The following is a 22,492-nucleotide window of genomic DNA, read 5'->3' as shown; positions in this document are numbered from 1 at the left end:
AAACCCCGGTTTCCCGGGGTTTTTTATTGCGGGCTTTCCGCTGCGGGGCCGGAGGCGGATTTTTTATCTTTCGCTTTGGCTCGGCCTTTCCCCTTACTAAAGCTTTTCTTGCCGTCGCCCGGCGCCACAATTCCGCGGAAGCGGCGTACCGGCGTGCTCCTGGCCTGGTCGATAAGCTGGAACAGGGTACCGACCAGCGGCTGCATAAAGTCCTGATAGCGGCACTGCTTCTCGCTGATTTGCGTCAGAATCGACTCCCAGTGGGCGGTCATATCCGGGCGCGTCGCCATTTCAGGCAGCGAATGGAACAGCGCCTTCCCGGCGTCGGTTGAGTGGATATAGCGCCCTTTCTTGGTTAAGAAGCCGCGCTTGAACAGCAATTCAATAATGCCGGCGCGGGTCGCCTCCGTACCGAGGCCGTCCGTTGCGCGCAGGATCTTCTTCAGGTCTTTATCCTGCACAAAGCGGGCGATGCCGGTCATCGCCGACAGCAGCGTGGCGTCGGTAAAGTGACGCGGCGGCTGGGTCTGCCGCTCCACCACTTCGCCTTTTTCGCACAGCAGCTCGTCATCTTTTGCCACCACCGGCAGCGGCATGCCGTCGTTCTCTTCGTCGCGCTCTTTATTGCCCAGCAGGGTTCGCCAGCCCGCTTCCGCCAGAAAACGCGCTTTGGCAACGAACTTGCCGTTGGCGATGTCGAGATCGATCTGACATTTGCGGAACACCGCATCCGGGCAGAACTGCATCAGATACTGGCGGGCAATCAGGCCGTAAACCTTCTCTTCGTTGTCACTGAGCTTCACCTGCGAGCTGCGGGCGGTCGGAATAATCGCGTGGTGGGCATCGACCTTTTTATCGTCCCAGCAGCGGTTGCGGATCTCCGGATCCACCACCGGCTGCGGCAGCAGATCCGCCGCGTGCACGCTGATGGCGTTCAGCACCGCATGGCGCCCGGCAAAATGCTCTTCCGGCAGGTAGCGGCTATCCGAACGCGGATAGGTAATCAGTTTATGGGTTTCATACAGCTTCTGGCAGATATCCAGCACGTTCTGCGCGCTAAAGCCGAAGCGCTTCGCGGCTTCAATCTGCAGCGCCGAGAGGGAGAACGGCAGCGGCGCTGGCTCAGAGTCCCGCTTATCGTTATAAGCGGTGACCGTCGCCGGCTGGCCCTCAATGCGCTTGACGACGTGCTCGGCAAGCGAGCGATGCAGCAACCGTCCCTCTTCATCCTGATACGGTTCACAGGCCTCGCTGGGCACCCAGGTGGCGACAAAACGTTCATCCTTGGGGGTAACGATATGCGCCTTTACGTCGAAGAAATCTTTAGCGACGAAGTTTTCAATCTCTTCATCGCGGCGTACCACCAGCCCCAGCACCGGCGTTTGCACGCGTCCGACCGATAGCACCCCTTGATAACCGGCGTTACGGCCAAGGATGGTGTACGCGCGGGTCATATTGATCCCGTACAACCAGTCGGCGCGGGCGCGGGCCAGCGCCGAGACGCACAGGGGTACAAATTCGCTGTTGGCGCGTAGGCGGTTAATCGCCCGCTCCACCGCCTGCGGGTTAAGATCGTTGATCAGACAGCGCTGCACCTGCTGACGCTTTTCCGGCGCCAGCTGCAGATAGTCAAGTACCTCATCCACCAGCAGTTGACCCTCTCTGTCCGGGTCACCGGCATGAATGACTTCCTGCGCATCGCCGAGCAGACGCTTAATCACGTTAAGCTGTTTGGTCACCGATGGCTTAGGCTGGAGCTGCCACTTTTCCGGCACGATCGGCAGGTCGAGCAGGTTCCAGCGCGCATAGCGCGCATCATAGACATCGGGCTGGGCCTGCTCCAGCAGGTGACCGATGCACCAGGTGACCACCTGCCCGTTACCGCACTCAATATAGCCGTCGCCTTTGCGATGCGGTTTTGGCAGCACCTCGGCGATGGCGCGGCCGAGACTCGGTTTTTCTGCAATAAACAGCCGCATGAAATCAACGGATCTCAATCATGGGGCGTCCGCCGCGGGCGGTTACCAGCTCGCCGATAGCGCTAAGCGTGATACCAAACTCAGCGGCGGCTGCCTGCACCTCAGCCTCGGCTTCCGGCGCTACCGCCAGCAGCAGACCGCCGGAAGTTTGCGGATCGCACAGCAGATCGCGCCACTCTGGCGGCATATCGCCCATCAGATGACCGTAGCTGGCGAAATTACGCCCGGTACCGCCCGGCACCGCGCCCGCCGCGATGTAGGCTTCCACGCCGGGCAATTTCGGGATATCTGCATAGGTAAGCTGCGCCTGTACGCCCGCGCCGCGGCACACTTCGCTGAGATGGCCCAGCAGCCCGAAGCCGGTCACATCAGTCATCGCCTTCACGCCGTCGATATGGGCAAATGCCGAGCCAACGAGGTTCATCTGGCACATGGTTTCCGTCGCCAGCCCCTGGTGCTCTGGCTTCAGCAGCGACTTTTTCTCCGCGGTGGTCAGCACGCCAATACCCAGCGGTTTAGTGAGATACAGCTTGCAGCCGGCCTGCGCGGTGCTGTTTTTCTTCACCCGCTCGGTCGGAACCACGCCGGTCACCGCAAGACCGAAGATGGGTTCAGGCGCATCAATCGAGTGGCCCCCGGCCAGCGCGATCCCCGCCTGCTGGCAGGCAAAACGACCGCCCTCAACCACCTGACGGGCAATTTCCGGCGCCAGGGTATTGATGGGCCAGCCGAGAATAGCGATCGCCATAATCGGCTTACCGCCCATGGCGAAAATATCGCTGATGGCATTGGTCGCCGCGATGCGCCCAAAGTCGAACGGATTGTCGACGATCGGCATAAAAAAGTCGGTGGTGCTGACGATCGACGTACCGTTGCCGAGATCGTAGACGGCGGCATCATCGCTGGTTTCGTTGCCCACCAGCAGATTTGGGTCGATAAATTTGGCCTGGTCGCTTTGCAGGATAGTTTCCAGCACTTTAGGGGAAATTTTACACCCGCAACCGGCTCCGTGGCTGTATTGCGTTAAACGAATGGTTTGCTCGCTCATGGACATCTCCTGTCATTGCAATCCCGCTATGGTAGCGCCCAAACGGCGGAGTGGTAAGTGCGACAGTCCGAAATCGCGTATGGTTGCTCATTAAGCAGACAAAAAACCGATTTTGCGATGCGGGCCCGCTTTTTCAACGTGATTTTACCCTTTACTAAAAAATGACAGAAATATGACAAGCATAAATTCTGTTTTCTCTGGACATATAACAACGTAAGGAAATTTTAATGAAAAAGCGTGTTCTCGCCGTTTGCCTGGCCAGTTTCTTCTCCATCAACGCTTTCGCCCTGGTTCCCGCCGGTAACGACGTCACCACCAAGCCCGATCTCTACTATCTGACCAATGCGCAGGCTATCGACAGCCTCGCGCTGCTACCGCCGCCGCCGGAGGTGGGCAGTATCGCGTTTTTAAACGATCAGGCAATGTATGAGAAAGGACGCCTGCTGCGCGGCACCGAGCGCGGCAAACTGGCGGCGGAAGACGCAAACCTGAGCGGCGGCGGCGTCGCCAACGCCTTCTCCGGTGCCTTCGGCTCGCCTATTACCGCCAAAGATGCGCCGGAGCTGCACAAGCTGCTCACCAACATGATTGAAGATGCCGGCGACCTGGCGACGCGAGGAGCGAAGGAGAAATACATGCGCATTCGCCCCTTTGCGTTTTATGGCGTCGCCACCTGTAACACCAAGGAACAGGATACGCTATCGAAAAACGGCTCCTACCCCTCCGGCCACACCTCTATCGGCTGGGCCACCGCGCTGGTGCTGGCTGAGATTAATCCCCAGCGGCAAAACGAAATCCTTAAGCGCGGCTTTGAGCTGGGCGAAAGCCGGGTGATCTGCGGCTATCACTGGCAGAGCGACGTCGACGCGGCGCGTATCGTCGGTTCGGCGGTCGTCGCCACGCTGCATACCAACCCGGCCTTCCAGCAGCAGCTGCAGAAAGCGAAAGACGAATTCGCGAAACGACAGAAGTAACGTCGTCCGCGGTTTGGTAGCCCGGACAGGCGCGCCAGCACCGCCTCCGGGAAAGGCGTCGAGTCTGATACGCTGGCACTACTTCCAGCCGGCTCGCGCTGCGCTTAGCCGGGCTACAACCCGAGGCGGCGATGAGCCGGGCCCGTCCGGCATAAAGAACGAACTCAGAAGCGCGTCACGAACGGCGCGGTATCCGGCAAAGCGATCGTTGTTGAAGCTTTGAGCTGCGGGGTCCCCAGATAGAGAAATCCCACGATTTTATCTTGCTCGCGGCAGGCAAACCCTTCGCGTACAACCGGGCTTTCGGTTAACGCGCCGCTGCGCCAGATGCCGTTATACCCCTGCGCCACGGCCGCCATCTGCATGGCCATCACCGCGCAGCCTGCCGACATCTCCTGTTCCCATTTGGGTACTTTCGGATGTTCTTCACAGCGCGCCACCACCGCAATGATCAGCGGCGCGCGAAACGGCGCGCTGCGGGCTTTTTCAATCGCTTTTTCATCTCCGCCTGCCGCCATCGCGCCTTTTTCCAGCAGTTGGCTGAAGCGCTCGCGCCCTTCATCAGCGATAATGAAGAAGCGCCACGGCTGTAGCGTCCCGTGGTCCGGCGCGCGCAGGCCGGCGCGCAGGATGTTTTCCAGCTGTTCGCCCGCCGGCGCCGGGTCGGTCAGACGTGAAGCGCTGCGGCGATTAACCAGTAGTTCGAGAGCATCCATCTGTATAACTCCTGTGATGTGATTTTTCACAAAATTAACATGAGCAAGGATTTTGTTACAGCCCAACGGGTGATTCCTGCTGACAACCGACGGCACTCTCATTAGGATAGCCAGACGCGGCGGCCCCTGCGGCTCGCCCATTTTTGATTATGGTTAGGGAGAATACATGCGAACTCTTTGGCGACTGCTCGCCGGATTTTTTAAATGGACATGGCGCGTGCTCAATTTCATTCGCCAGCTCGCACTGAACGTGGTTTTCCTGGTGCTGGTGCTGGCCTGCGTCGGCATCTGGGCCCAGTTCAGCAGCACAACGACAGAGCACAGTACCCGCGGCGCGCTGCTGCTGGATATCACCGGCGTGGTGGTCGATAAACCCTCGGCCAGCAGCAAGCTTGGCGTAATTGGCCGCCAGCTGTTTGGCGCCAGCTCCGATCGCCTGCAGGAAAACTCGCTGTTCGATATTGTGCAGACCATTCGCCAGGCGAAAGACGACCGCAATATCACCGGTATCGTGCTGGATCTGAAGAACTTTGCCGGCGGCGATCAGCCATCGATGCAGTATATCGGTAAAGCGCTGCGCGAATTCCGCGATAGCGGCAAGCCGGTATATGCCATCGGCAGCAGCTACAGCCAGGGTCAGTACTATCTCGCCAGCTTCGCTAATAAGATCTGGCTTTCGCCGCAGGGCGAAGTAGACCTGCACGGCTTCGCGACCAACGGCCTGTACTATAAATCGCTGCTCGACAAGCTCAAGGTATCAACCCATGTGTTCCGCGTCGGCACCTATAAGTCAGCGGTAGAACCGTTTATCCGCGACGATATGTCCCCGGCGGCGCGCGAAGCGGATAGCCGCTGGATCGGCGAGCTGTGGCAAAACTACCTCAACACCATTGCCGCCAACCGCCAGATCACCGCACAGCAGCTGTTCCCCGGCGCTCAGGGCGTGATTGACGGCCTGCGTAAAGTCGATGGCGACACGGCTAAATACGCGCTGGATAACAAGCTGGTTGACGAGCTGGGCACCTCCACCGAGGTCGAGAAAGCGCTGACTAAGCAGTTTGGCTGGAGTAAAGCGGATAACAACTACAGCGCGATTAGCTATTACGATTACAGCGTCAAAACGCCTGCCGACCAGGGTTCCGCGATTGCGGTTATCTTTGCTAACGGCGCGATTATGGATGGCGAAGAAACGCCGGGTAACGTCGGCGGCGACACCACCGCCGCGCAGATCCGCGACGCGCGCCTCGATCCGAAAGTGAAAGCGATCGTGCTGCGGGTAAACAGCCCGGGCGGCAGCGTCAGCGCCTCAGAAATGATTCGCGAAGAGCTGGCGGCAGCGAAAGCGGCCGGAAAACCGGTTGTGGTATCGATGGGCGGCATGGCGGCCTCCGGCGGTTACTGGATCTCCACCCCGGCGAATTATATCGTCGCGAACCCCAGCACCCTTACCGGCTCTATCGGTATCTTTGGGGTGATCAATACCGTCGAAAATACCCTCGGCTCGATTGGCGTCCATACCGACGGCGTGGCCACCTCGCCGCTGGCCGATGTCTCCACCACCAAAGCACTACCGCCGGAAGTGCAGCAGCTGATGCAGCTCAGCATCGAAAACGGCTACAAGCGCTTTATCACCCTGGTGGCGAACGCGCGTAAGAGCACGCCGGAGAAAGTCGACCAAATCGCTCAGGGCCACGTCTGGACCGGTGAAGATGCGAAAGCGAACGGCCTGGTCGACAGCCTTGGCGACTTTGACGACGCGGTGGCAAAAGCCGCCGAGCTGGCGAAGCTGAAACAGTGGCATATCAACTACTATCAGGAAGAGCCGACTTTCTTCTCGATGGTCGTCGATAGCCTGACGGGTTCCGTTCGCGCGGCGCTGCCGGCAGCGGTCCAGGCGTATCTGCCCGCACCGGTCGCCGCGGCGGCCAATGCGGTGAAAACCGAGAGCGATAAGCTGGCGGCATTCAACGATCCGCAGAACCGCTACGCGTTCTGCTTAACCTGCGCCAATATTCGTTAATCCTCTGCCGCCCCATCCCGTGGGGCGGCATTTACTTTATTTTTTCTTCCGCCCCTCTATACTGCGCCTGTCTACGTTTAACCTAAGCGATGCTATGCAGAAGAAATCTATTTACGTTGCCTATACCGGCGGCACCATTGGTATGCAGCGTTCTGAACACGGCTATATCCCCGTTTCCGGCCATTTACAGCGCCAGCTGGCGTTGATGCCCGAGTTTCACCGCCCGGAGATGCCGGACTTCACCATTCATGAATACGCCCCGTTAATGGACTCTTCCGATATGACGCCGGAAGACTGGCAGCATATCGCCGACGATATTCGCGATCATTATGACCAGTACGACGGTTTCGTAATCCTCCACGGCACGGATACCATGGCGTTTACCGCCTCGGCGCTCTCCTTCATGCTGGAAAATCTGGGGAAACCGGTTATTGTGACAGGGTCACAAATTCCGCTCGCCGAGCTGCGCTCTGATGGCCAGATTAACCTGCTCAACGCGCTGTACGTCGCCGCCAACTACCCGATTAACGAAGTGTCGCTGTTCTTCAATAACCGCCTCTACCGCGGCAACCGCACGACGAAGGCCCATGCCGATGGCTTTAACGCCTTCGCCTCGCCCAACCTGGCGCCGCTGCTGGAAGCCGGCATCCACATTCGCCGGCTCGGCACGCCTCCCGCTCCGCACGGTAGCGGCGAACTGGTGGTTCATCCCATTACGCCGCAGCCGATTGGCGTGGTGACGATTTATCCCGGCATTTCCGCCGACGTGGTGCGCAACTTCCTGCGCCAGCCGGTCAAAGCGCTGATCCTGCGCTCCTATGGCGTCGGCAACGCGCCGCAGAACGGCGAGTTTATTCAGGTCCTGACCGAGGCCAGCCAGCGCGGTATCGTGGTGGTTAATTTGACCCAGTGTATGTCTGGCAAGGTCAATATGGGCGGCTACGCCACCGGTAACGCGCTGGCGCAGGCTGGCGTAATTAGCGGTTTTGACATGACCGTCGAAGCCACGCTGACCAAGCTACACTATTTGCTGAGCCAGGATCTGGACGTGGCGGCTATCCGTCACGCCATGCAGGAGAATCTGCGCGGCGAACTGACACCCGATGAGTAAGGAGAAGCACATGACTCAGCGCGCGCTGCTACTGGTCGACTTACAAAATGATTTTTGCGCCGGCGGCGCACTTGCCGTCCCGCAGGGCGACAGTACGGTGGACGTCGCCAACCGGCTTATCGACTGGAGCCTGCAACGAGGCGAAACGGTGGTTGCCAGCCAGGACTGGCATCCGGCGAATCACGGCAGCTTTGCCAGCCAGCATCAGGTTGAGCCCTATACCCAGGGCGAGCTTGACGGCCTGAAGCAAACGTTCTGGCCGGATCACTGCGTGCAAAATAGCGAAGGCGCGGCGCTGCATCCGCTGCTCAAACAGCAAGATATTGCCGCCGTATTCCATAAAGGCGAAAATCCGTCCATTGACAGCTACAGCGCCTTTTTCGATAACGGTCACCGGCAGAAAACGCGGCTCGATGCGTGGCTGCGCGAGCGCGGCATTAACGAGCTAACGGTGCTGGGGCTCGCCACCGACTACTGCGTCAAGTTTACCGTGCTCGACGCCCTCAATCTGGGCTATACCGTCAACGTGATTACCGACGGCTGCCGCGGGGTGAATATTCAGCCGCAGGATAGCAATCTGGCGTTTATGGAGATGGCCGCCGCGGGGGCAACGCTGTATACGTTGGCGGACTGGGAAGAAACCCAGGTGTAAAATCCGCCGACAGGACGCCGTGCGGTCTTCCTCCCTGGGCGGCATAAAACGCCTTGCCCGGGCGACAGGTCCGCGCGGTTTCGTATCCTGGACAGACGCGCAGCATCGCCTCCGGGACTCCGCAAAAGCATCACCCAAGGCTTGAAATCTCTTCCAGCGAAACTTTGCGCGTTTCGATGCCAAAGCAAAACAGAATCAGCGCGCAAAGTACCAGCATGACGCCCAGGACGATAAAAACTCGAATCGAACCGTAGCGCGTCAGCAGGAGCGCGACGCCGTAAGGGGTAAATACCGCGACAATTCTTCCTATCGCGTTAACAAATCCCGAACCGCGTAGCCTGAGGTGCGTTGGCCACAGCTCCGGTACATACACCGCGGAAGCAAAGCAGACGTACATATACAGGAAAAAGATCATCACCAGACCATAGCTTAGAATGGCCCACTCCGCGGTCTGAATAGAGTAGACGTAACCGAGCAGTGCGATAATCATCAGCAGTGAGGAGCCAAATAATCGGCGCGGAAAACGATCGATAATCAGCGCGGCGATAAATATCCCCACCGGCGCGCCAATCATAATAATCGCGGTCATCAAGATAGATTTCGTCACGTCGATCCCCGAGTTGACGAAAATCGTTGGGATCCACACCGTGATGGTATAGAGCGAAATGTTCATAGCGATAAGGACCGTGATCGCCACCAGCGTCCGCCGCAGCATCTGGCCTTTAAAAAGTAGCCAGAACGAACCGCTCTCCGCGCACGGCTCCGCCGGGCCAGCCCCCTGCCAGGGCGGTAAGGTGATGCTTTTCTCTTTCTCGATTTGCAACTCCACCTGCAGGAGATGTTTTTCAGCGGCGTTTCGTTGCCCCTTGCCTGCGAGCCAGCGGGGCGACTCAATAAAATATTTCCCCGACAGATACCATGCCAGCAGCATTGCCGCGCCGCCGAGCAGAAACATCATCCGCCAGCTTAAAAAGGCGATCACCACGACGCCGATGGCCGCCGACAGCATGGGCGACCAGTTGCCGACAAACGACAGCCGGGCGGACCATTTTCCGCGCACCGCGGGCGGAATAAATTCGGTAAATGAGGCATAGCCCACCATGATCAGCGCTCCCATTCCGCAGCCCATCAGACAGCGGAAAAAGATAAGCCAGTACATGTTGGGGACAAATGTCGCCGCACAGGCAGAGATTCCAACGATAAGTAAATTCACGCGAAAGGCTTTGCGACGGCCAAGATAATCGCCCATAAAACCGCCGGTCAGCGATCCGATGAAGTAGCCAAACATCAGCGCTGAGGTGAATGTCGCATTCAGGTAATTATTTGACCAGCCGTTACTGACTAATTTTGCCAATACTATGTTGCCGGAATAGCTGAGAAAACCGGTGATTAATAAGCTGAAACTAATAATGCCGAAAATACGAAAATGAAATCGTGATAAGGGTAAGCGATCTAATCTTGCGCCGATAGGGTCACATTGTTCCATCTGGATGCCTCAAATTCAGCTAAAATTATTAAGTATGGCGTTCGCGGCAGAGTTAATTTTGCCGCGCGATCCATCATCATTAATTTTTTATGGCATTGCCCAGGTGCAAACTAAAACAATATCGACACGACCAACGGTGACGTTAATAAACGAGTTGAATATTATTTTCTTTACAGAATGCAATCCACTGTGCACCCGGCGCCTTATTGGTAATAAGGTAATTAATATGACTAAAATCCACGAGCTGGACGAAAGCTTTACGATCGAACTTTGAATGGTCGACCAGCAGCGCCACTTCCGTTGCCTGGCGGATCATGGTTTTCTTGATTTCCGCTTCCGCTTCGTTAGAGTCCAGCGCCCCGCTTTGCATATCGAGACCCTTGCAGCTCATCACCATAATATCAACATGATAACGACTGATAATTTCCTTGGTGATCCGCCCCTGCAGCGACAGCGTATTTTTATTCAGCTCTCCGCCGGTGGAAACAACGTTTATTTCCGACTGCGCCAGTTCATGGAAGGCTTCCGCGGAATTGGTCAGCAGCGTGAGATCATTTCTTTCCTTCAGCAGTTTTAATAACTCCATCGCGGTACTGCTGGAATCAGCGGCCATAGTGGTCTTATTTTTAATAAACGGCAAGGCGTTACGGGCAATGACCTGTTTCTCTTCAAAATGAGACTTTGCGCGTTTATAAAAATGAACATTATCGGACAACGCGCTGGTATTTAATACTGCGCCGCCGTACGTGCGAGTCAAAAAACCTTCATCTTCAAGCTTTTCCAGATCGCGGCGAATCGTTTCCTCTGTGACCTGAAAAATTGCGCTTAAATTAGAAACCGCTACTTTCTTATCATTAGCCACCATTTGCTTAATGGCCTGAATTCTGTCTTTTGCCGCCACGGTAACACCTCTGTTTCCTGCAAAGTCATAATAAACCCCTGGTATCCGCCAGGTCATGTTTGTTTTAAAAATAACATGTCCGAATCACAGATTCCAATATTCTTTTACACAGAAACAGAGGTCAGTCACGCCGCGCTTATTGGGTCTCCAGCGCTTGCGCCATTTGTCTCATCAGTAATGAATCATCATCCGTCAGAGCGATGGTCAGCGCGTCGATATTCTCGCGCACCTGTTCGGGCGCCGTAGCGCCGCTAAGTAAGGTGATTAAATCGCTTTGCTTTAGGATCCACGCCAGCGCCAGGGCGGGGATGGCGCAGCGATATTTCTCGCACAGCGGCTGCCACTGCTCGAGCATATCAATCACGCGCAGCATATTTTCCCGCTGGAACCAGACTTTGTTGGCCCGCGCGCCGCCGGGAACATAATCCCGTGTGATAGTACCGGACAGCAGCCCCTGCTCGAGCGGCGAGTAGACCTGCACCACGATGCCGTTCTGCTGGCACAACGGCAGCAGCTCGGCTTCCAGCGCCCGGTCAAGGATGCTGTATTTGGCCTGCACGATATCCAGCTCGCCGTGTTTGAGATATTCCCTGATATGTCCGGCATCGACGTTCGCTGCGCCGATAGCGCGGATCTTTCCCTCTTTCTTTAGCGCGTTCAGCGTCGCTACGGTCTCCGCAATTGGCGTAAAGCAGGGTTCGACTGACTGCCAGTGGGTCATATAGATATCAATGGTGTCGATACCCAGCCTTTGCAGGCTGGCATCCACCTCTTCGCGAATCGACTCGGGCGTCAGGTTTTTATACAGCTGGCGATCCCCCACTTTATTAAACAGGCTTCCCGTCCGCTCCCAGACGATGCCGCATTTGGTCTCAACCACTATATCGCGGCGCGGCAGCTGCTTTAGCGCCTGACCAACAATCACTTCGCTATTGCCGAAGTTGTAGCCCGGCGCGGTATCAATCAGATTAATTCCGCAGCGATGCGCCTCAATAATGGTGTCGATGCAAATCCGCAGGTCGAGATCACCGCTCCATGCCGGGCCGCCGCCGATGGCCCATGTTCCTAATCCCATGCGGGAAAGCCTAATATCCGTACTGCCTAAAGGAATCATTTTCATCTGTCGCTATTACCCTTCGTATTCATCAAGAAGTTGTTCAACCAGCTTTCTGTTTTTTACGCCCGTCGTGGCGCCCACGCTGAGGACCGATATCGCCGCCGTGGCGTTTGCAAACAGCGCGCATTCGCGCAGCGGCTTGCCTTCAAGCAGCGCGGAGATAAATCCCGCGGCAAAATTATCCCCGGCGCCGATGGTATCGATGGCGGTAATCCCTGAAACCGCCGGAACCGCCATCTTCATATCGGCCCGCTTAATAAAACAGCCCCTCTTGCCGGTCTTAATGACGACCGTTTTCACGCCGCAGTTCAGGAAACTATCGGCAATCTCATCCAGCGTCTCTTTCCCGGTGAGCAGTTTTGCCTCGGCAAAATTGGGAAACAGATAATCGACATAGCCCAGCGCCTCACGAATATCCTCCAGGGTTTCGTTAAGCCGCGGCTTAATCATATCGGCGCAAATCATCAGCCCGTACGCTTGCGCCTGAGAGAAAATCTCCACTAACGCTTTGCCGTCGAGCAGCGGACTATTAAAAATACTCGCCAGCGACAGCAGTCTTGCCTGTGAGAAGCGCTTAAAATCGACATCGTTAATATTCAGCTGCCACAGGCTTCCGTTGCGATTAGTGACGAAAGTACGTTCGCCATCAGCGGTCACTAAACCTACGTTGATGGAGGTATCTGTATTGGCATCCTGCTTCAGGCTCAGAATATCAATCTTCTCTCGACGACAGTGGTCGAGAATAAAATGACCCGCCGCGTCATTCCCTACCCGACTGATTAATGCCGTCCGATGTCCAAGGCGAGAAATAATCGTCGCCTCATTAATTGCATCCCCCCCAGTGGTCATCGCAATGCGTTCTAATGGATAAGAGTCGACATCAAAGATATTTTTACTCACCGGCTGCAGGGGAATATCCACGATGGCCGCCCCCAGACAAATAACCTCGATATTATCCATAGTGTCATTCCGCTTTCCCGTCAGAGCCAAACAGTTTGATTTTCTCCAGCGCGCGGGCTTTTACCGCATTGCGGACTTCACGCTCAACGTGCAGGAACGGCTGATTCTGGTTCTCCTGGACCGCCGCCATCGCCGCCTGGCACAGTTCGGTGTGGATATTGATTTTCGCAATGCCTAATGAAATGGCCTTCTTGATATCCGCATCGCTAATGCCGGACGCGCCGTGCAGCACCAGCGGAACGGCCACCGCCTCGCGCACGCGCTTAACCACGTCAAAATTCAGTTTCGGTTCTGAGGTATAGACACCATGCTGGTTGCCAATCGCCACCGCCAGCGAATCACAGCCGGTACGTTCGACGAATTCCGCCGCCTGATCCGGATCGGTATAGTGATAGTCGGCCAGCGCTTCTTCGTAGACCGTTTCGTTCCCCACGTGCCCCAGCTCCGCCTCAACCGGAATACCCAGCGGATGGAAGAAATCCACCGCCTCTTTGGTCAGGCGAATATTCTCTTCGAAGTCAAAGGCCGAGGCGTCGCGCATCAGCGAATTCATGCCGTGGACCCAGGCGTTATGGATAATCTCCATGCTGCGGCCATGATCCCAGTGAGCAATCACCGGTACCGATGCCTTTTTCGCCATCGAAACCATCATATGCGAAAAATCTTCAAACGAGGTATTGCCCACAAATCCGGTACCGAAAGAGATAATCACCGGCGACTTAGCCTCTTCCGCCGCATCAATCACCCCCATTAACATTTCCGCATTCCACACGTTAAAGTGGGCAATCGCATAATGTTTATTCCGGGCATCATTTTCCCAATATTTAATATCTGCCAGCATGGTTGTTTCTCCCTTTGCAATAAATTAATGGTTAACTTTAATAACGCCTTTAATGATTTCACGTTTGTTATTAACGGATTCTTCAAACGCGCGCTGAACATCCTCAAAATCGTAAATATGCGTCACCATCGACTTCACATCGAAACGCCCGGAGGAAATAGCTTCAATGGTGACCGGATAGCGGTTGGCATAGCGGAAAACGGTCTGAATCGACACTTCACGGTTAATCTTGAGGAAATTGATCGCTGAATCCCCGGGAACCGTACCGACGATCATGATTTTCCCTCCGCGCATGACCAGATACGGAGCCTGCTTAACGGTGACGGCCGAACCGGCGGTTTCGAATACGATATCGGCCCCCATATCACCGGAGAACTGCTGGCAGCGCGCGACGGTGTCCTCTTTCGCGCCGTTGATAACGACATTGGCGCCAAGCTTCCCGGCCATGGCAAGGCGTTTTTCCAGCACATCCACCACAGCAATGTTGGTTGCCCCCAGGCAAAGGCATGCCTGCAGGGTCATTAAACCAATACAGCCTGCGCCAAGAATGACGATTTTCTTGCCCGGCTTGACGTCCGCCAGCATCGCGGCATGCATGCCGACCGCCGCAGGCTCCACCAGCGCGCCTTCCATCGTGTCCATATTGTCGGGCAGCTTATAGGTGAAGCTCTCCGGATGGCACAGGTAGTGGGTTAACGCGCCGCGATAATTTGGCTGCGTGGCCATGAAATCAACGTCAGGACAGATATTGTATTTTCCCTCCAGGCAGTAGCGGCAGTGGCCGCACGGCACGCCGGGCTCAATATTCACCCGGTCGCCGGGTTTAAATTTGCTCACGCGGTTGCCCACCGCCACTACCGTACCGGCGCATTCGTGCCCCAGACCAATTTCCTGATTGGGATCTTTCGGCGGAATAAAGGGGCCCGATTCAAAACCGTGGACGTCTGAGCCGCAAATACCGACGTATTCAATTTTTATCAGCACTTCATGCTCTTTCGGCACCGGGATATCGGCGGCAATAATTTTCATCGTGCCCGGCGTTTTTAATATCGCTTTTACATTCTTCATATTATTTCCCGTCAATATTATTTGCTGGTAACGGCATCAATACCGAGGCTTTCGACAGAGACGCCTTTAGTTTCAATTCCGATTGTGGCAATAGCGACCGCAACAATAATGGAGACGGCCCCCAGCAGCACAAATACCCCAGTCACGCCGTAACCGTTAAGCAGTACCGCCACCGCATAAGGCGCGGCGATGCCGCTGATGCGCCCCACCGCGTTCGCCAGGCCTGAACCGCGAAGCTTCGCTTCGGTCGGCCAGATTTCCGGCACATATACCGCTGAGGCATAGCACACGTACATATAGACAAACGTAATCAGGAAGAAGCCAATTAAGGTAATCAGCAGCATGCTGGTTTGCAGCGAATAGATATATCCCAGTACGGCAATTAACACTAACAGGCCTACGCCCATCGTCTTTCTGGGAATTTTATCCATCACCAGCATGGCGATAAAAATCCCGAACGGCGCGCCGAACATACTCATGGTATTTAAAACAATCGAGTCTTTCAGATTAATTCCCTGGGTCATAAATATCGTCGGCAGCCAGTTAATTAAGGTGTACTGGACGACATTCATGGCTATCAGCACGAAGGAGCCTAAAATTACCCGCTTCAGTAATACACCCGTTAATAACGCTGAATAGGGCACGGCGCGCGGCGCTTTACCATCATCTTCTATTACCACTGGCGGCAATGGCTTACCGGTTTGCAGCACGACTCTCTCTTCAATGGCCCGCATCACCTCTTCGGCTTCCTCATAGCGTCCACGAGACTCCAGCCAGCGGGGCGATTCAGGGAAACTGCGCCAGGCAATCACGGTGGCTATCAGCGACAGCATGGCGGGGATCAGCAGTTGAACGCGCCAGTTCCATTCCGCACTAATTAACGGTGTTAATCCCATCGCGATCAGCGAACAGAGCGGATAGGACCAGTTGCCGATAAACGAGACCCGGCTGGACCAGGTGCCGCGATTTCTGCCGGGCATATATTCGGTAAAACCGGCGAATAAGGTGACCAGCAGCGCGCCTAATCCGACCCCCATGACAAAACGACTGGCGATAAGGAAGGTCATGTTCGGGGAAAATGCCCCGACGACCATGGCAACGATATGAATCGCTTCATACAGAATGAAGGCGTTTTTACGCCCAATTTTATCGCCGATGATGCCGCCGCCGAGCGCGCCAAGAAACATACCCGCCGTGGTAATGGCGGAGAACGTGGCGGTGGTCGAATTATCGGTCCAGCCGAGCACCTTCAACTGCGCGAGAATTAACCCGCCAACGGCATTGCTCCAGCAGACCAGTAACCCGAAAGCGACCATGGCAAACATTGCCGAGTGCCAGCGGCAGTCAGGCAGGCGATCCAGCCTGGCGCCGCAGTGCGGTTTTGCTATCTGTTCCATCGGATAACGTTCCTTTCATAAAGGGGTTATTCATCAAAGTCGTAAGTCATGATGACTTTGATCGCGGTTTTATCGACCATGGCGTCAAACCCTTCGCGCCATTGCGACAGGCCAATGCGGTGCGTGATCATCGGTTTGACTTTGATCGCGCCGCTGGCGAGCAGGCGAATGGCGTTACGCCAGGAAGTGGAGTCATAGGCCATATGCCCGATGATGCTTTTATTCCACGCGGTGATATCGTTGATGGAGAAGTCCAGCGGTTGGAATCCCATGCCCACGCGCACCACTTCACCGTTGGGACGCAGCATTTCGATGGATTGTTTGAGGGCGATATTGGCGCCAGAACATTCGATAACCAGCCCCAGATTATCTTTGCCGCAAATCGCCTGGCAGCGGGCGACCACATCCTCAGTAGAAGCGTTGACTACCGCCGTTGCGCCGAGCGCTTTGGCAATAGGGAAACGTACCGCGACATCCTCTTCCAGCCCGACCATGACGATATTCACGGCCCCCATAATGCGCGCCATCTGTACGGAAAAGAGCCCAAGTGGACCGGTACCGAAAACCACGACGTCCTGACCGGGAAGAAATTTGGATTGTTGAGCGAGCGACTTATAGGCATTACAGATAGGATCCAGCACCGCCGCGTCTTCGTAATCAACGCCCGGCGGAATCTCCCACAGCGCATGACGATGGATTTTGAGGATCTCTCCCGGCACCAGGCAGTATTTTGAAAATCCGCCGCCCCAGGTATTGTTGTCCAGACCCAAATTCACTTTTTCTGCACAACACAGAAAATCGCCCTGTTCGCAGGCCGGACAAACGCCGCAGACGTGCCCGCTATTATCCGAGACTACCCGCTGGCCGACTTTCCAGTCCTTGACTTTGTCACCCACCCGAACAATGGCACCGGCAAATTCATGGCCGCGTATGGAGTTAAATTGATCGGAACCGCTGTCGACATTGTAGTGTTTCATATCCGCGCCGCAGATGGCGGCGGCTTTGATTTCAATCACCACGTCATCCGGGCCGCACACCGGTTCCGGTACGTCAATCATCTTATAGCCGCCAAAGGCCTTACCAAATCTTGCCAGTGCTTTCATTGCGTCTTCCTTTGTTTAATGGTTTTGCTTCAGTGGAGGCAATACTTAACCACAAAATCTTTGAGGTCAATAACAAATCTTTAAAACACAGATATTGATCTGCATTTCACAACTCGGATCACAAATACGGCAACATTCGTCGAGGGAGGTGATTGAAGTGAAGACATGGCGTGGTCACGCGACCGCTTCGCTAATGCAGCCGTGAACCGCTTCGCATTTTTGCGCGACGGAAGATGCTAGCCTGCACGGGCTGTTTTTTCGCCACGCCATTTACGTGGCGTGTTTGCTTTTCGAGTCACTTTTAAGTCAAAGAGGATTTGCTATGAAAATTTTGCCTTTGCTGGCAGCTTTACCCCTGCTCTGCGCGAGCGTTGTTTCCGCTAACACGCTGATGTCCGTCGGCTACTTTAACGGCGGCGGCGACGTCACTGCCGGTCCCGGCGGCGATATTGATAAACTGGACGTACGCCAGATCACCCATCTCAACTACTCGTTTGGTCTGGTCTATAACGACGAGAAAGACGAAACCAACGCGGCCCTGAAAGACCCGAGCAAGCTGCATCAGATTTGGCTGTCGCCGAAAGTACAGGCGGATTTGCAGAAAATCCCCAGCTTGCGCCAGCAGAACCCAAGCCTGAAAGTGTTGCTTTCCGTCGGCGGCTGGGGGGCGCGCGGATTCTCCGGCGCAGCGGCGACGAAAGAGACCCGGGCGGTGTTTATCCAGTCGGCGCTGGCGATTATTGAAAAATATGGCCTCGATGGCATCGACCTCGACTGGGAGTATCCGGTCAACGGCGCGTCGGGGCTGGTCGCCAGCCAACCGGCCGATCGCGATAATTTTACCGCCCTGCTGAAAGAGCTGCGCGCGGCGGTAGGGAACAAAAAACTGGTGACCATCGCCGTAGGCGCAAACGCGGAGAGCCCAAAAAGCTGGGTTGACGTCAAAGCGATAGCGCCATCGCTCGACTACATCAACCTGATGACCTATGACCTGGCCTACGGCACCCAGTACTTCAATTCCAACCTGTATGATTCAACCCGCTGGCCGACGGTCGCTGAAGCAGATAAGTACAGCGCGGACTTTGTGGTGAACAACTACCTTGCCGCCGGTCTAAAGCCGAGCCAGATGAACCTGGGGGTTGGTTTCTATGGCCGGATACCAAAACGCGCCGTCGAACCGGGTATTGACTGGAGCCAGCCGGACGCGCAGAAAAACCCCGCCACCCGTCCCTACTTTGCGGTTCAACAGATTGAGCTGTTCGAATCGCTGGGCGTCGATCTGACCAAAGACACCTATGTGAAATATAACGATATCGTGGCGAAGTTAATCAACGATCCGCAGAAGCGCTTTACTCAGCATTGGGATGATGAAGCGAAGGTGCCGTGGCTATCGGTGCAGTCCGCCGACGGTCAAGCCCTCTTTGCGCTTTCCTATGAAAACCCGCGCTCGGTGGCCATCAAGGCCGACTATATCAAGAGCAAGGGTCTGGCGGGCGCGATGTTCTGGGAATACGGCGCGGATGACCAGAACCAGTTGGCGAAACAGCTGGCCGAGTCATTAGAGATCAAACGCTGAACTGCGCGGTGTCAGCGCATGCACAATAGGTTATGATAACTGCATTCCGCTGCGCCAGCTCAGGCGCAGCTTTTCATTTGCAACAGAAGGCATGGGTATTATGGCTTATATCCCGAAAAACTACGCCCGTCTGGAAGTCGGTTACCGCGAAAAAGCGCTGAAGCTCTTCCCCTGGGTCTGCGGACGCTGCTCGCGTGAGTTTGTCTATTCAAACCTGCGTGAGCTGACGGTGCACCATATCGATCACGACCACTCCAATAACCCGGAAGATGGTAGCAACTGGGAGATGCTGTGCCTGTACTGTCACGATCATGAGCACTCAAAATACACCGAAGCCGATCTGTACGGCTCGACGGTGGTCGCCGGCGAAGATGCGCAGAAAAGCGTCGGCGAAGCGAAATATAACCCCTTCGCCGATCTTAAGGCGATGATGAACAAGAAATAACGCTGTGACGCATCAAAGCCCGGCGCACACCTGGCCGGGCTGACGCAGGCCTTTTCAGGCTCAGGATTTAAAGGTCGCGATAGGCTGCGGCGTAATGCCGAAGTCAACTTTCAGCTGCTGTTTACTTTTCATCACCATCTGCCCGTTGGTATCGATGGTCATATGCTGCGCGTCAACGTTGTAGCGCGCCTGCCAAAGCATCACCAGCTGCAGGCAGTTCTCTTTCTGTTCGTCAGTCAACGCCACGCCGTCCGGCCATTTACCCAACTCCACCGCCGTGGCCAGGCGCTGATAAACTTCCGGCGTCATACCGTCAATAATCCGATCGATTTCCATCTTCCGATATCCCCGTTTGGAATAATTTGCTGAATCGTTTTTTCAACCCTTAATTTGCTCACCGTTTTCGTCATTGGTGAAGCTTAACGAGGCCGAATTAACGCAAAAACGTTCTCCGGTGGGCTGAGGGCCATCCGGGAATACGTGCCCAAGGTGAGCATCGCAGTTTCCGCAGCGAATTTCCGTGCGCTGCATACCGTGGGAGTAATCATTAAGGTAGCGAATTGCGTCATCGCTGACGGGCTCATAAAAGCTCGGCCAGCCGCAGCCGGAATCATACTTGGTTTGCGAGTGAAACAGCGCGGCATCGCACACCAGGCAGTGGTAGACGCCATCGCGTTTGTTGTGCAGCAACCGCCCGGTGAACGGCGGCTCAGTACCGTGATTCTGCGTCACGTAAAACTGCATCTCGCTCAAATTTTTTTTGAGCTCGTCCGAAGAGGGTTTATTCGACATTGACTTGCTTCTCGCTGTGAAAGGACAACTTTTCACGTCAATTCTAACAAAATATTAACAATGAAGCGTGCACTTTTGTTCTAAACTTAGGCGACGCCAAAAGGCAGCCACACAATTGTGATTAATATCACATTTTTATCTTCAATGACCTTTAAAATTCCGGGCGCAGCCCCCATATGGAATTGGGCTCAAAGGGAAAGTGGGATAAATCGACCGCGCAAAGGCATGCTCTGGATTGATTTGTCGCAATGATTGACACGATTCCGCTTGACGCTGCGTAAGGTTTTTGTAATTTTACAGGCAACCTTTTATTCACTAACAAATAGCTGGTGGAATATATGACTATCAAAGTAGGTATCAACGGTTTTGGCCGTATCGGTCGCATTGTTTTCCGTGCTGCTCAGGAACGTTCTGACATCGAGATCGTTGCAATCAACGACCTGTTAGACGCTGACTACATGGCTTACATGCTGAAGTATGACTCCACTCACGGCCGTTTCAACGGTACCGTTGAAGTGAAAGACGGTCATCTGATCGTTAACGGTAAAAAAATCCGTGTTACCGCTGAGCGTGACCCGGCTAACCTGAAGTGGGACGAAGTGGGTGTTGACGTTGTTGCTGAAGCAACCGGTATCTTCCTGACCGACGAAACCGCTCGTAAACACATCACCGCTGGCGCGAAAAAAGTCGTACTGACTGGCCCGTCCAAAGACAACACCCCGATGTTTGTTAAAGGCGCTAACTTTGACAAATACGAAGGCCAGGACATCGTTTCCAACGCATCCTGCACCACCAACTGCCTGGCTCCGCTGGCAAAAGTTATCAACGACAACTTCGGCATCATCGAAGGTCTGATGACTACCGTTCACGCAACCACCGCAACTCAGAAAACCGTTGATGGCCCGTCTCACAAAGACTGGCGCGGCGGCCGCGGCGCAGCTCAGAACATCATCCCGTCCTCTACCGGCGCTGCTAAAGCTGTAGGTAAAGTCCTGCCAGAACTGAATGGCAAACTGACCGGTATGGCGTTCCGCGTTCCGACTCCGAACGTATCCGTTGTTGACCTGACCGTTCGTCTGGAAAAAGCTGCTTCTTATGAAGAAATTAAGAAAGCAATCAAAGCTGCTTCTGAAGGCGCAATGAAAGGCGTTCTGGGCTACACCGAAGACGACGTTGTATCCACCGATTTCAACGGTGAAATCTGCACTTCCGTATTCGACGCCAAAGCGGGTATCGCTCTGAACGACAACTTTGTGAAACTGGTTTCCTGGTACGATAACGAAACTGGTTACTCCAACAAGGTTCTGGACCTGATTGCTCACATCTCCAAATAAGTTGAGATGAGACAGTAATCTGTAAGAGCGACTTCGGTCGCTCTTTTTTTTGTCTGAAGATAAAGGATTGCGTAATGATTAATAAAATTTTTGCCCTCCCGGTTATCGAACAACTTACCCCTGTCCTTTCCCGCCGCCAGCTTGATGACCTCGAGCTGATCGTCGTTGACCATCCGCAGGTGAAAGCCTCCGTGGCTTTGCAGGGCGCTCACCTGCTCTCCTGGAAGCCCGCGGGCGAAGAAGAAGTCCTGTGGCTCAGCGGCAATACGCCGTTTAAAAACGGCGTTGCCCTGCGCGGCGGCGTGCCGATTTGCTGGCCGTGGTTCGGCCCTTCTGCGCAGCCGGGTCTGCCCTCCCACGGCTTCGCCCGCAATCTGCCCTGGGCTCTGAAAGGGCACGATGAAGATGACAAAGGCGCGGTGCTGACCTTTGAACTGAAAAGCAGCGAGGCTACCCGCCAGTACTGGCCGCACGAGTTCACCCTGCTGGCGCGTTTCAAGCTGGGCAAAACCTGCGAAATTGAGCTGGAAGCGCACGGCGAATTTGAAACCACTTCCGCCCTGCACACCTATTTCAACGTCGGCGACATTGCGGCTGTGAAGGTCAGCGGTCTGGGGGAGCGTTATATTGATAAAGTGAAAAACGCGGAAGAAGGCGTTTTGAGCAATGGCACAGAGACCTTTCCCGATCGTACCGACCGCGTGTATCTGAATGCCGAAACCTGCAGCGTGATTCACGACGATGCGCTGAACCGCAATATCGACGTTACGCATCATCACAACAGCAACGTGGTGGCCTGGAACCCGGGTCCGGCGCTTTCCGTCAGCATGGGCGACATGCCGGATAATGGCTACAAAACCTTCGTCTGCGTAGAAACCTGCTGCGTGACCGAAACCCAGAAGGCCAGCGAAGAGAAACCTTCGCGCCTGGCGCAAACCCTCCGCGTGGTGAAACGCTAACGCAAAGCAGGAT

General features: G+C 55.2%; 21 protein-coding genes. 8 read left to right on the top strand and 13 right to left on the bottom strand.

What is annotated here, in order from left to right; genetic code table 11:
* Positions 1-23 precede the first annotated feature (23 nt).
* Together CMQ96_RS20485 and selD are read right to left on the bottom strand one after the other, a co-directional pair.
* Complete coding sequence (locus tag CMQ96_RS20485; protein WP_004121401.1) at positions 24-1,979, bottom strand: DNA topoisomerase III; 1,956 nt, start codon at positions 1,977-1,979, stop codon at positions 24-26.
* 4 nt (positions 1,980-1,983) lie between these two features.
* Complete coding sequence (gene selD / locus CMQ96_RS20480) at positions 1,984-3,027, bottom strand: selenide, water dikinase SelD (RefSeq protein ID WP_024359457.1); 1,044 nt, start codon at positions 3,025-3,027, stop codon at positions 1,984-1,986.
* 227 nt (positions 3,028-3,254) lie between these two features.
* Between selD and phoC the strand changes: the two genes are divergently transcribed.
* Positions 3,255-4,001: an acid phosphatase PhoC gene (gene phoC, locus CMQ96_RS20475; RefSeq protein ID WP_004138262.1), complete on the top strand. Its 747-nt coding sequence runs from the start codon at positions 3,255-3,257 to the stop codon at positions 3,999-4,001.
* 164 nt (positions 4,002-4,165) lie between these two features.
* Here phoC and CMQ96_RS20470 read toward each other — a convergent pair whose 3' ends face one another.
* Positions 4,166-4,717 (bottom strand): NAD(P)H nitroreductase, encoded by a 552-nt coding sequence (locus CMQ96_RS20470; RefSeq protein ID WP_098067269.1) that lies wholly within the window; start codon positions 4,715-4,717, stop codon positions 4,166-4,168.
* A gap of 166 nt (positions 4,718-4,883) precedes the next feature.
* Between CMQ96_RS20470 and sppA the strand changes: the two genes are divergently transcribed.
* From sppA to pncA, 3 genes are all read left to right on the top strand, one after another.
* The gene (gene sppA / locus CMQ96_RS20465; RefSeq protein WP_064371693.1) at positions 4,884-6,737 is read left to right on the top strand and encodes a signal peptide peptidase SppA; all 1,854 of its coding nucleotides are present in this window, start codon (positions 4,884-4,886) and stop codon (positions 6,735-6,737) included.
* A 94-nt stretch (positions 6,738-6,831) separates the two neighbouring features.
* Positions 6,832-7,848, top strand: a complete 1,017-nt coding sequence (gene ansA / locus CMQ96_RS20460) for an asparaginase (RefSeq protein WP_004138269.1) — start codon at positions 6,832-6,834, stop codon at positions 7,846-7,848.
* Between the two features lie 10 nt (positions 7,849-7,858).
* A complete protein-coding gene (pncA, locus tag CMQ96_RS20455; RefSeq protein ID WP_004138271.1) occupies positions 7,859-8,500 on the top strand; it encodes a bifunctional nicotinamidase/pyrazinamidase in 642 nt (213 codons plus the stop codon).
* Between the two features lie 130 nt (positions 8,501-8,630).
* On the opposite strand, the gene CMQ96_RS20450 is transcribed toward pncA, so the two are convergent.
* From CMQ96_RS20450 to CMQ96_RS20415, 8 genes are all read right to left on the bottom strand, one after another.
* Complete coding sequence (locus tag CMQ96_RS20450) at positions 8,631-9,986, bottom strand: MFS transporter (RefSeq protein ID WP_004138273.1); 1,356 nt, start codon at positions 9,984-9,986, stop codon at positions 8,631-8,633.
* 142 nt (positions 9,987-10,128) lie between these two features.
* Positions 10,129-10,887, bottom strand: coding sequence for a DeoR/GlpR family DNA-binding transcription regulator (locus tag CMQ96_RS20445; RefSeq protein ID WP_004138274.1), 759 nt, complete (start codon positions 10,885-10,887; stop codon positions 10,129-10,131).
* Positions 10,888-11,023: 136 nt separating this feature from the next.
* Entirely contained in the window at positions 11,024-12,007 is a 984-nt protein-coding gene (locus CMQ96_RS20440; protein WP_049089993.1) for an aldo/keto reductase, read from the bottom strand.
* Between the two features lie 9 nt (positions 12,008-12,016).
* Entirely contained in the window at positions 12,017-12,964 is a 948-nt protein-coding gene (locus CMQ96_RS20435) for a carbohydrate kinase family protein (protein ID WP_004138277.1), read from the bottom strand.
* Positions 12,965-12,968: 4 nt separating this feature from the next.
* Positions 12,969-13,805 (bottom strand): ketose-bisphosphate aldolase, encoded by an 837-nt coding sequence (locus CMQ96_RS20430; RefSeq protein ID WP_024359460.1) that lies wholly within the window; start codon positions 13,803-13,805, stop codon positions 12,969-12,971.
* Positions 13,806-13,829: 24 nt separating this feature from the next.
* A complete protein-coding gene (locus tag CMQ96_RS20425) occupies positions 13,830-14,873 on the bottom strand; it encodes an NAD(P)-dependent alcohol dehydrogenase (RefSeq protein ID WP_098067268.1) in 1,044 nt (347 codons plus the stop codon).
* A 17-nt stretch (positions 14,874-14,890) separates the two neighbouring features.
* On the bottom strand, positions 14,891-16,270 hold the full coding sequence (locus CMQ96_RS20420; RefSeq protein WP_049085401.1) for an MFS transporter: 1,380 nt from the start codon (positions 16,268-16,270) through the stop codon (positions 14,891-14,893).
* Positions 16,271-16,296: 26 nt separating this feature from the next.
* Positions 16,297-17,373, bottom strand: a complete 1,077-nt coding sequence (locus CMQ96_RS20415; RefSeq protein ID WP_024359462.1) for a zinc-binding dehydrogenase — start codon at positions 17,371-17,373, stop codon at positions 16,297-16,299.
* Between the two features lie 322 nt (positions 17,374-17,695).
* On the opposite strand from CMQ96_RS20415, the gene CMQ96_RS20410 reads away from it, so the two are divergent.
* Together CMQ96_RS20410 and yajD are read left to right on the top strand one after the other, a co-directional pair.
* Positions 17,696-18,949, top strand: a complete 1,254-nt coding sequence (locus CMQ96_RS20410; RefSeq protein WP_098067267.1) for a glycoside hydrolase family 18 protein — start codon at positions 17,696-17,698, stop codon at positions 18,947-18,949.
* Positions 18,950-19,049: 100 nt separating this feature from the next.
* Positions 19,050-19,394, top strand: a complete 345-nt coding sequence (yajD, locus tag CMQ96_RS20405) for an HNH nuclease YajD (RefSeq protein ID WP_004138290.1) — start codon at positions 19,050-19,052, stop codon at positions 19,392-19,394.
* Between the two features lie 60 nt (positions 19,395-19,454).
* On the opposite strand, the gene CMQ96_RS20400 is transcribed toward yajD, so the two are convergent.
* Together CMQ96_RS20400 and msrB are read right to left on the bottom strand one after the other, a co-directional pair.
* Positions 19,455-19,730 (bottom strand): YeaC family protein, encoded by a 276-nt coding sequence (locus tag CMQ96_RS20400; protein ID WP_004138292.1) that lies wholly within the window; start codon positions 19,728-19,730, stop codon positions 19,455-19,457.
* A gap of 42 nt (positions 19,731-19,772) precedes the next feature.
* Entirely contained in the window at positions 19,773-20,186 is a 414-nt protein-coding gene (msrB, locus tag CMQ96_RS20395; protein ID WP_004121465.1) for a peptide-methionine (R)-S-oxide reductase MsrB, read from the bottom strand.
* 338 nt (positions 20,187-20,524) lie between these two features.
* Here msrB and gapA point away from each other — a divergent pair, with 338 nt between their 5' ends.
* A complete protein-coding gene (gene gapA / locus CMQ96_RS20385) occupies positions 20,525-21,520 on the top strand; it encodes a glyceraldehyde-3-phosphate dehydrogenase (RefSeq protein WP_004138295.1) in 996 nt (331 codons plus the stop codon).
* Positions 21,521-21,594: 74 nt separating this feature from the next.
* Positions 21,595-22,479 carry a D-hexose-6-phosphate mutarotase gene (locus CMQ96_RS20380; protein WP_024359464.1) on the top strand — a complete coding sequence of 295 codons (885 nt, stop codon included), beginning with the start codon at positions 21,595-21,597 and terminating at the stop codon, positions 22,477-22,479.
* The last annotated feature ends 13 nt before the right edge of the window (positions 22,480-22,492 follow it).

This window comes from Klebsiella sp. MBT K-1 (assembly GCF_002556465.1).
Taxonomy (GTDB): domain Bacteria; phylum Pseudomonadota; class Gammaproteobacteria; order Enterobacterales; family Enterobacteriaceae; genus Klebsiella; species Klebsiella grimontii.
The sequence above is the reverse complement of the archived record's forward strand: the minus strand, read 5'-3'. Positions and strand labels throughout refer to the sequence as shown.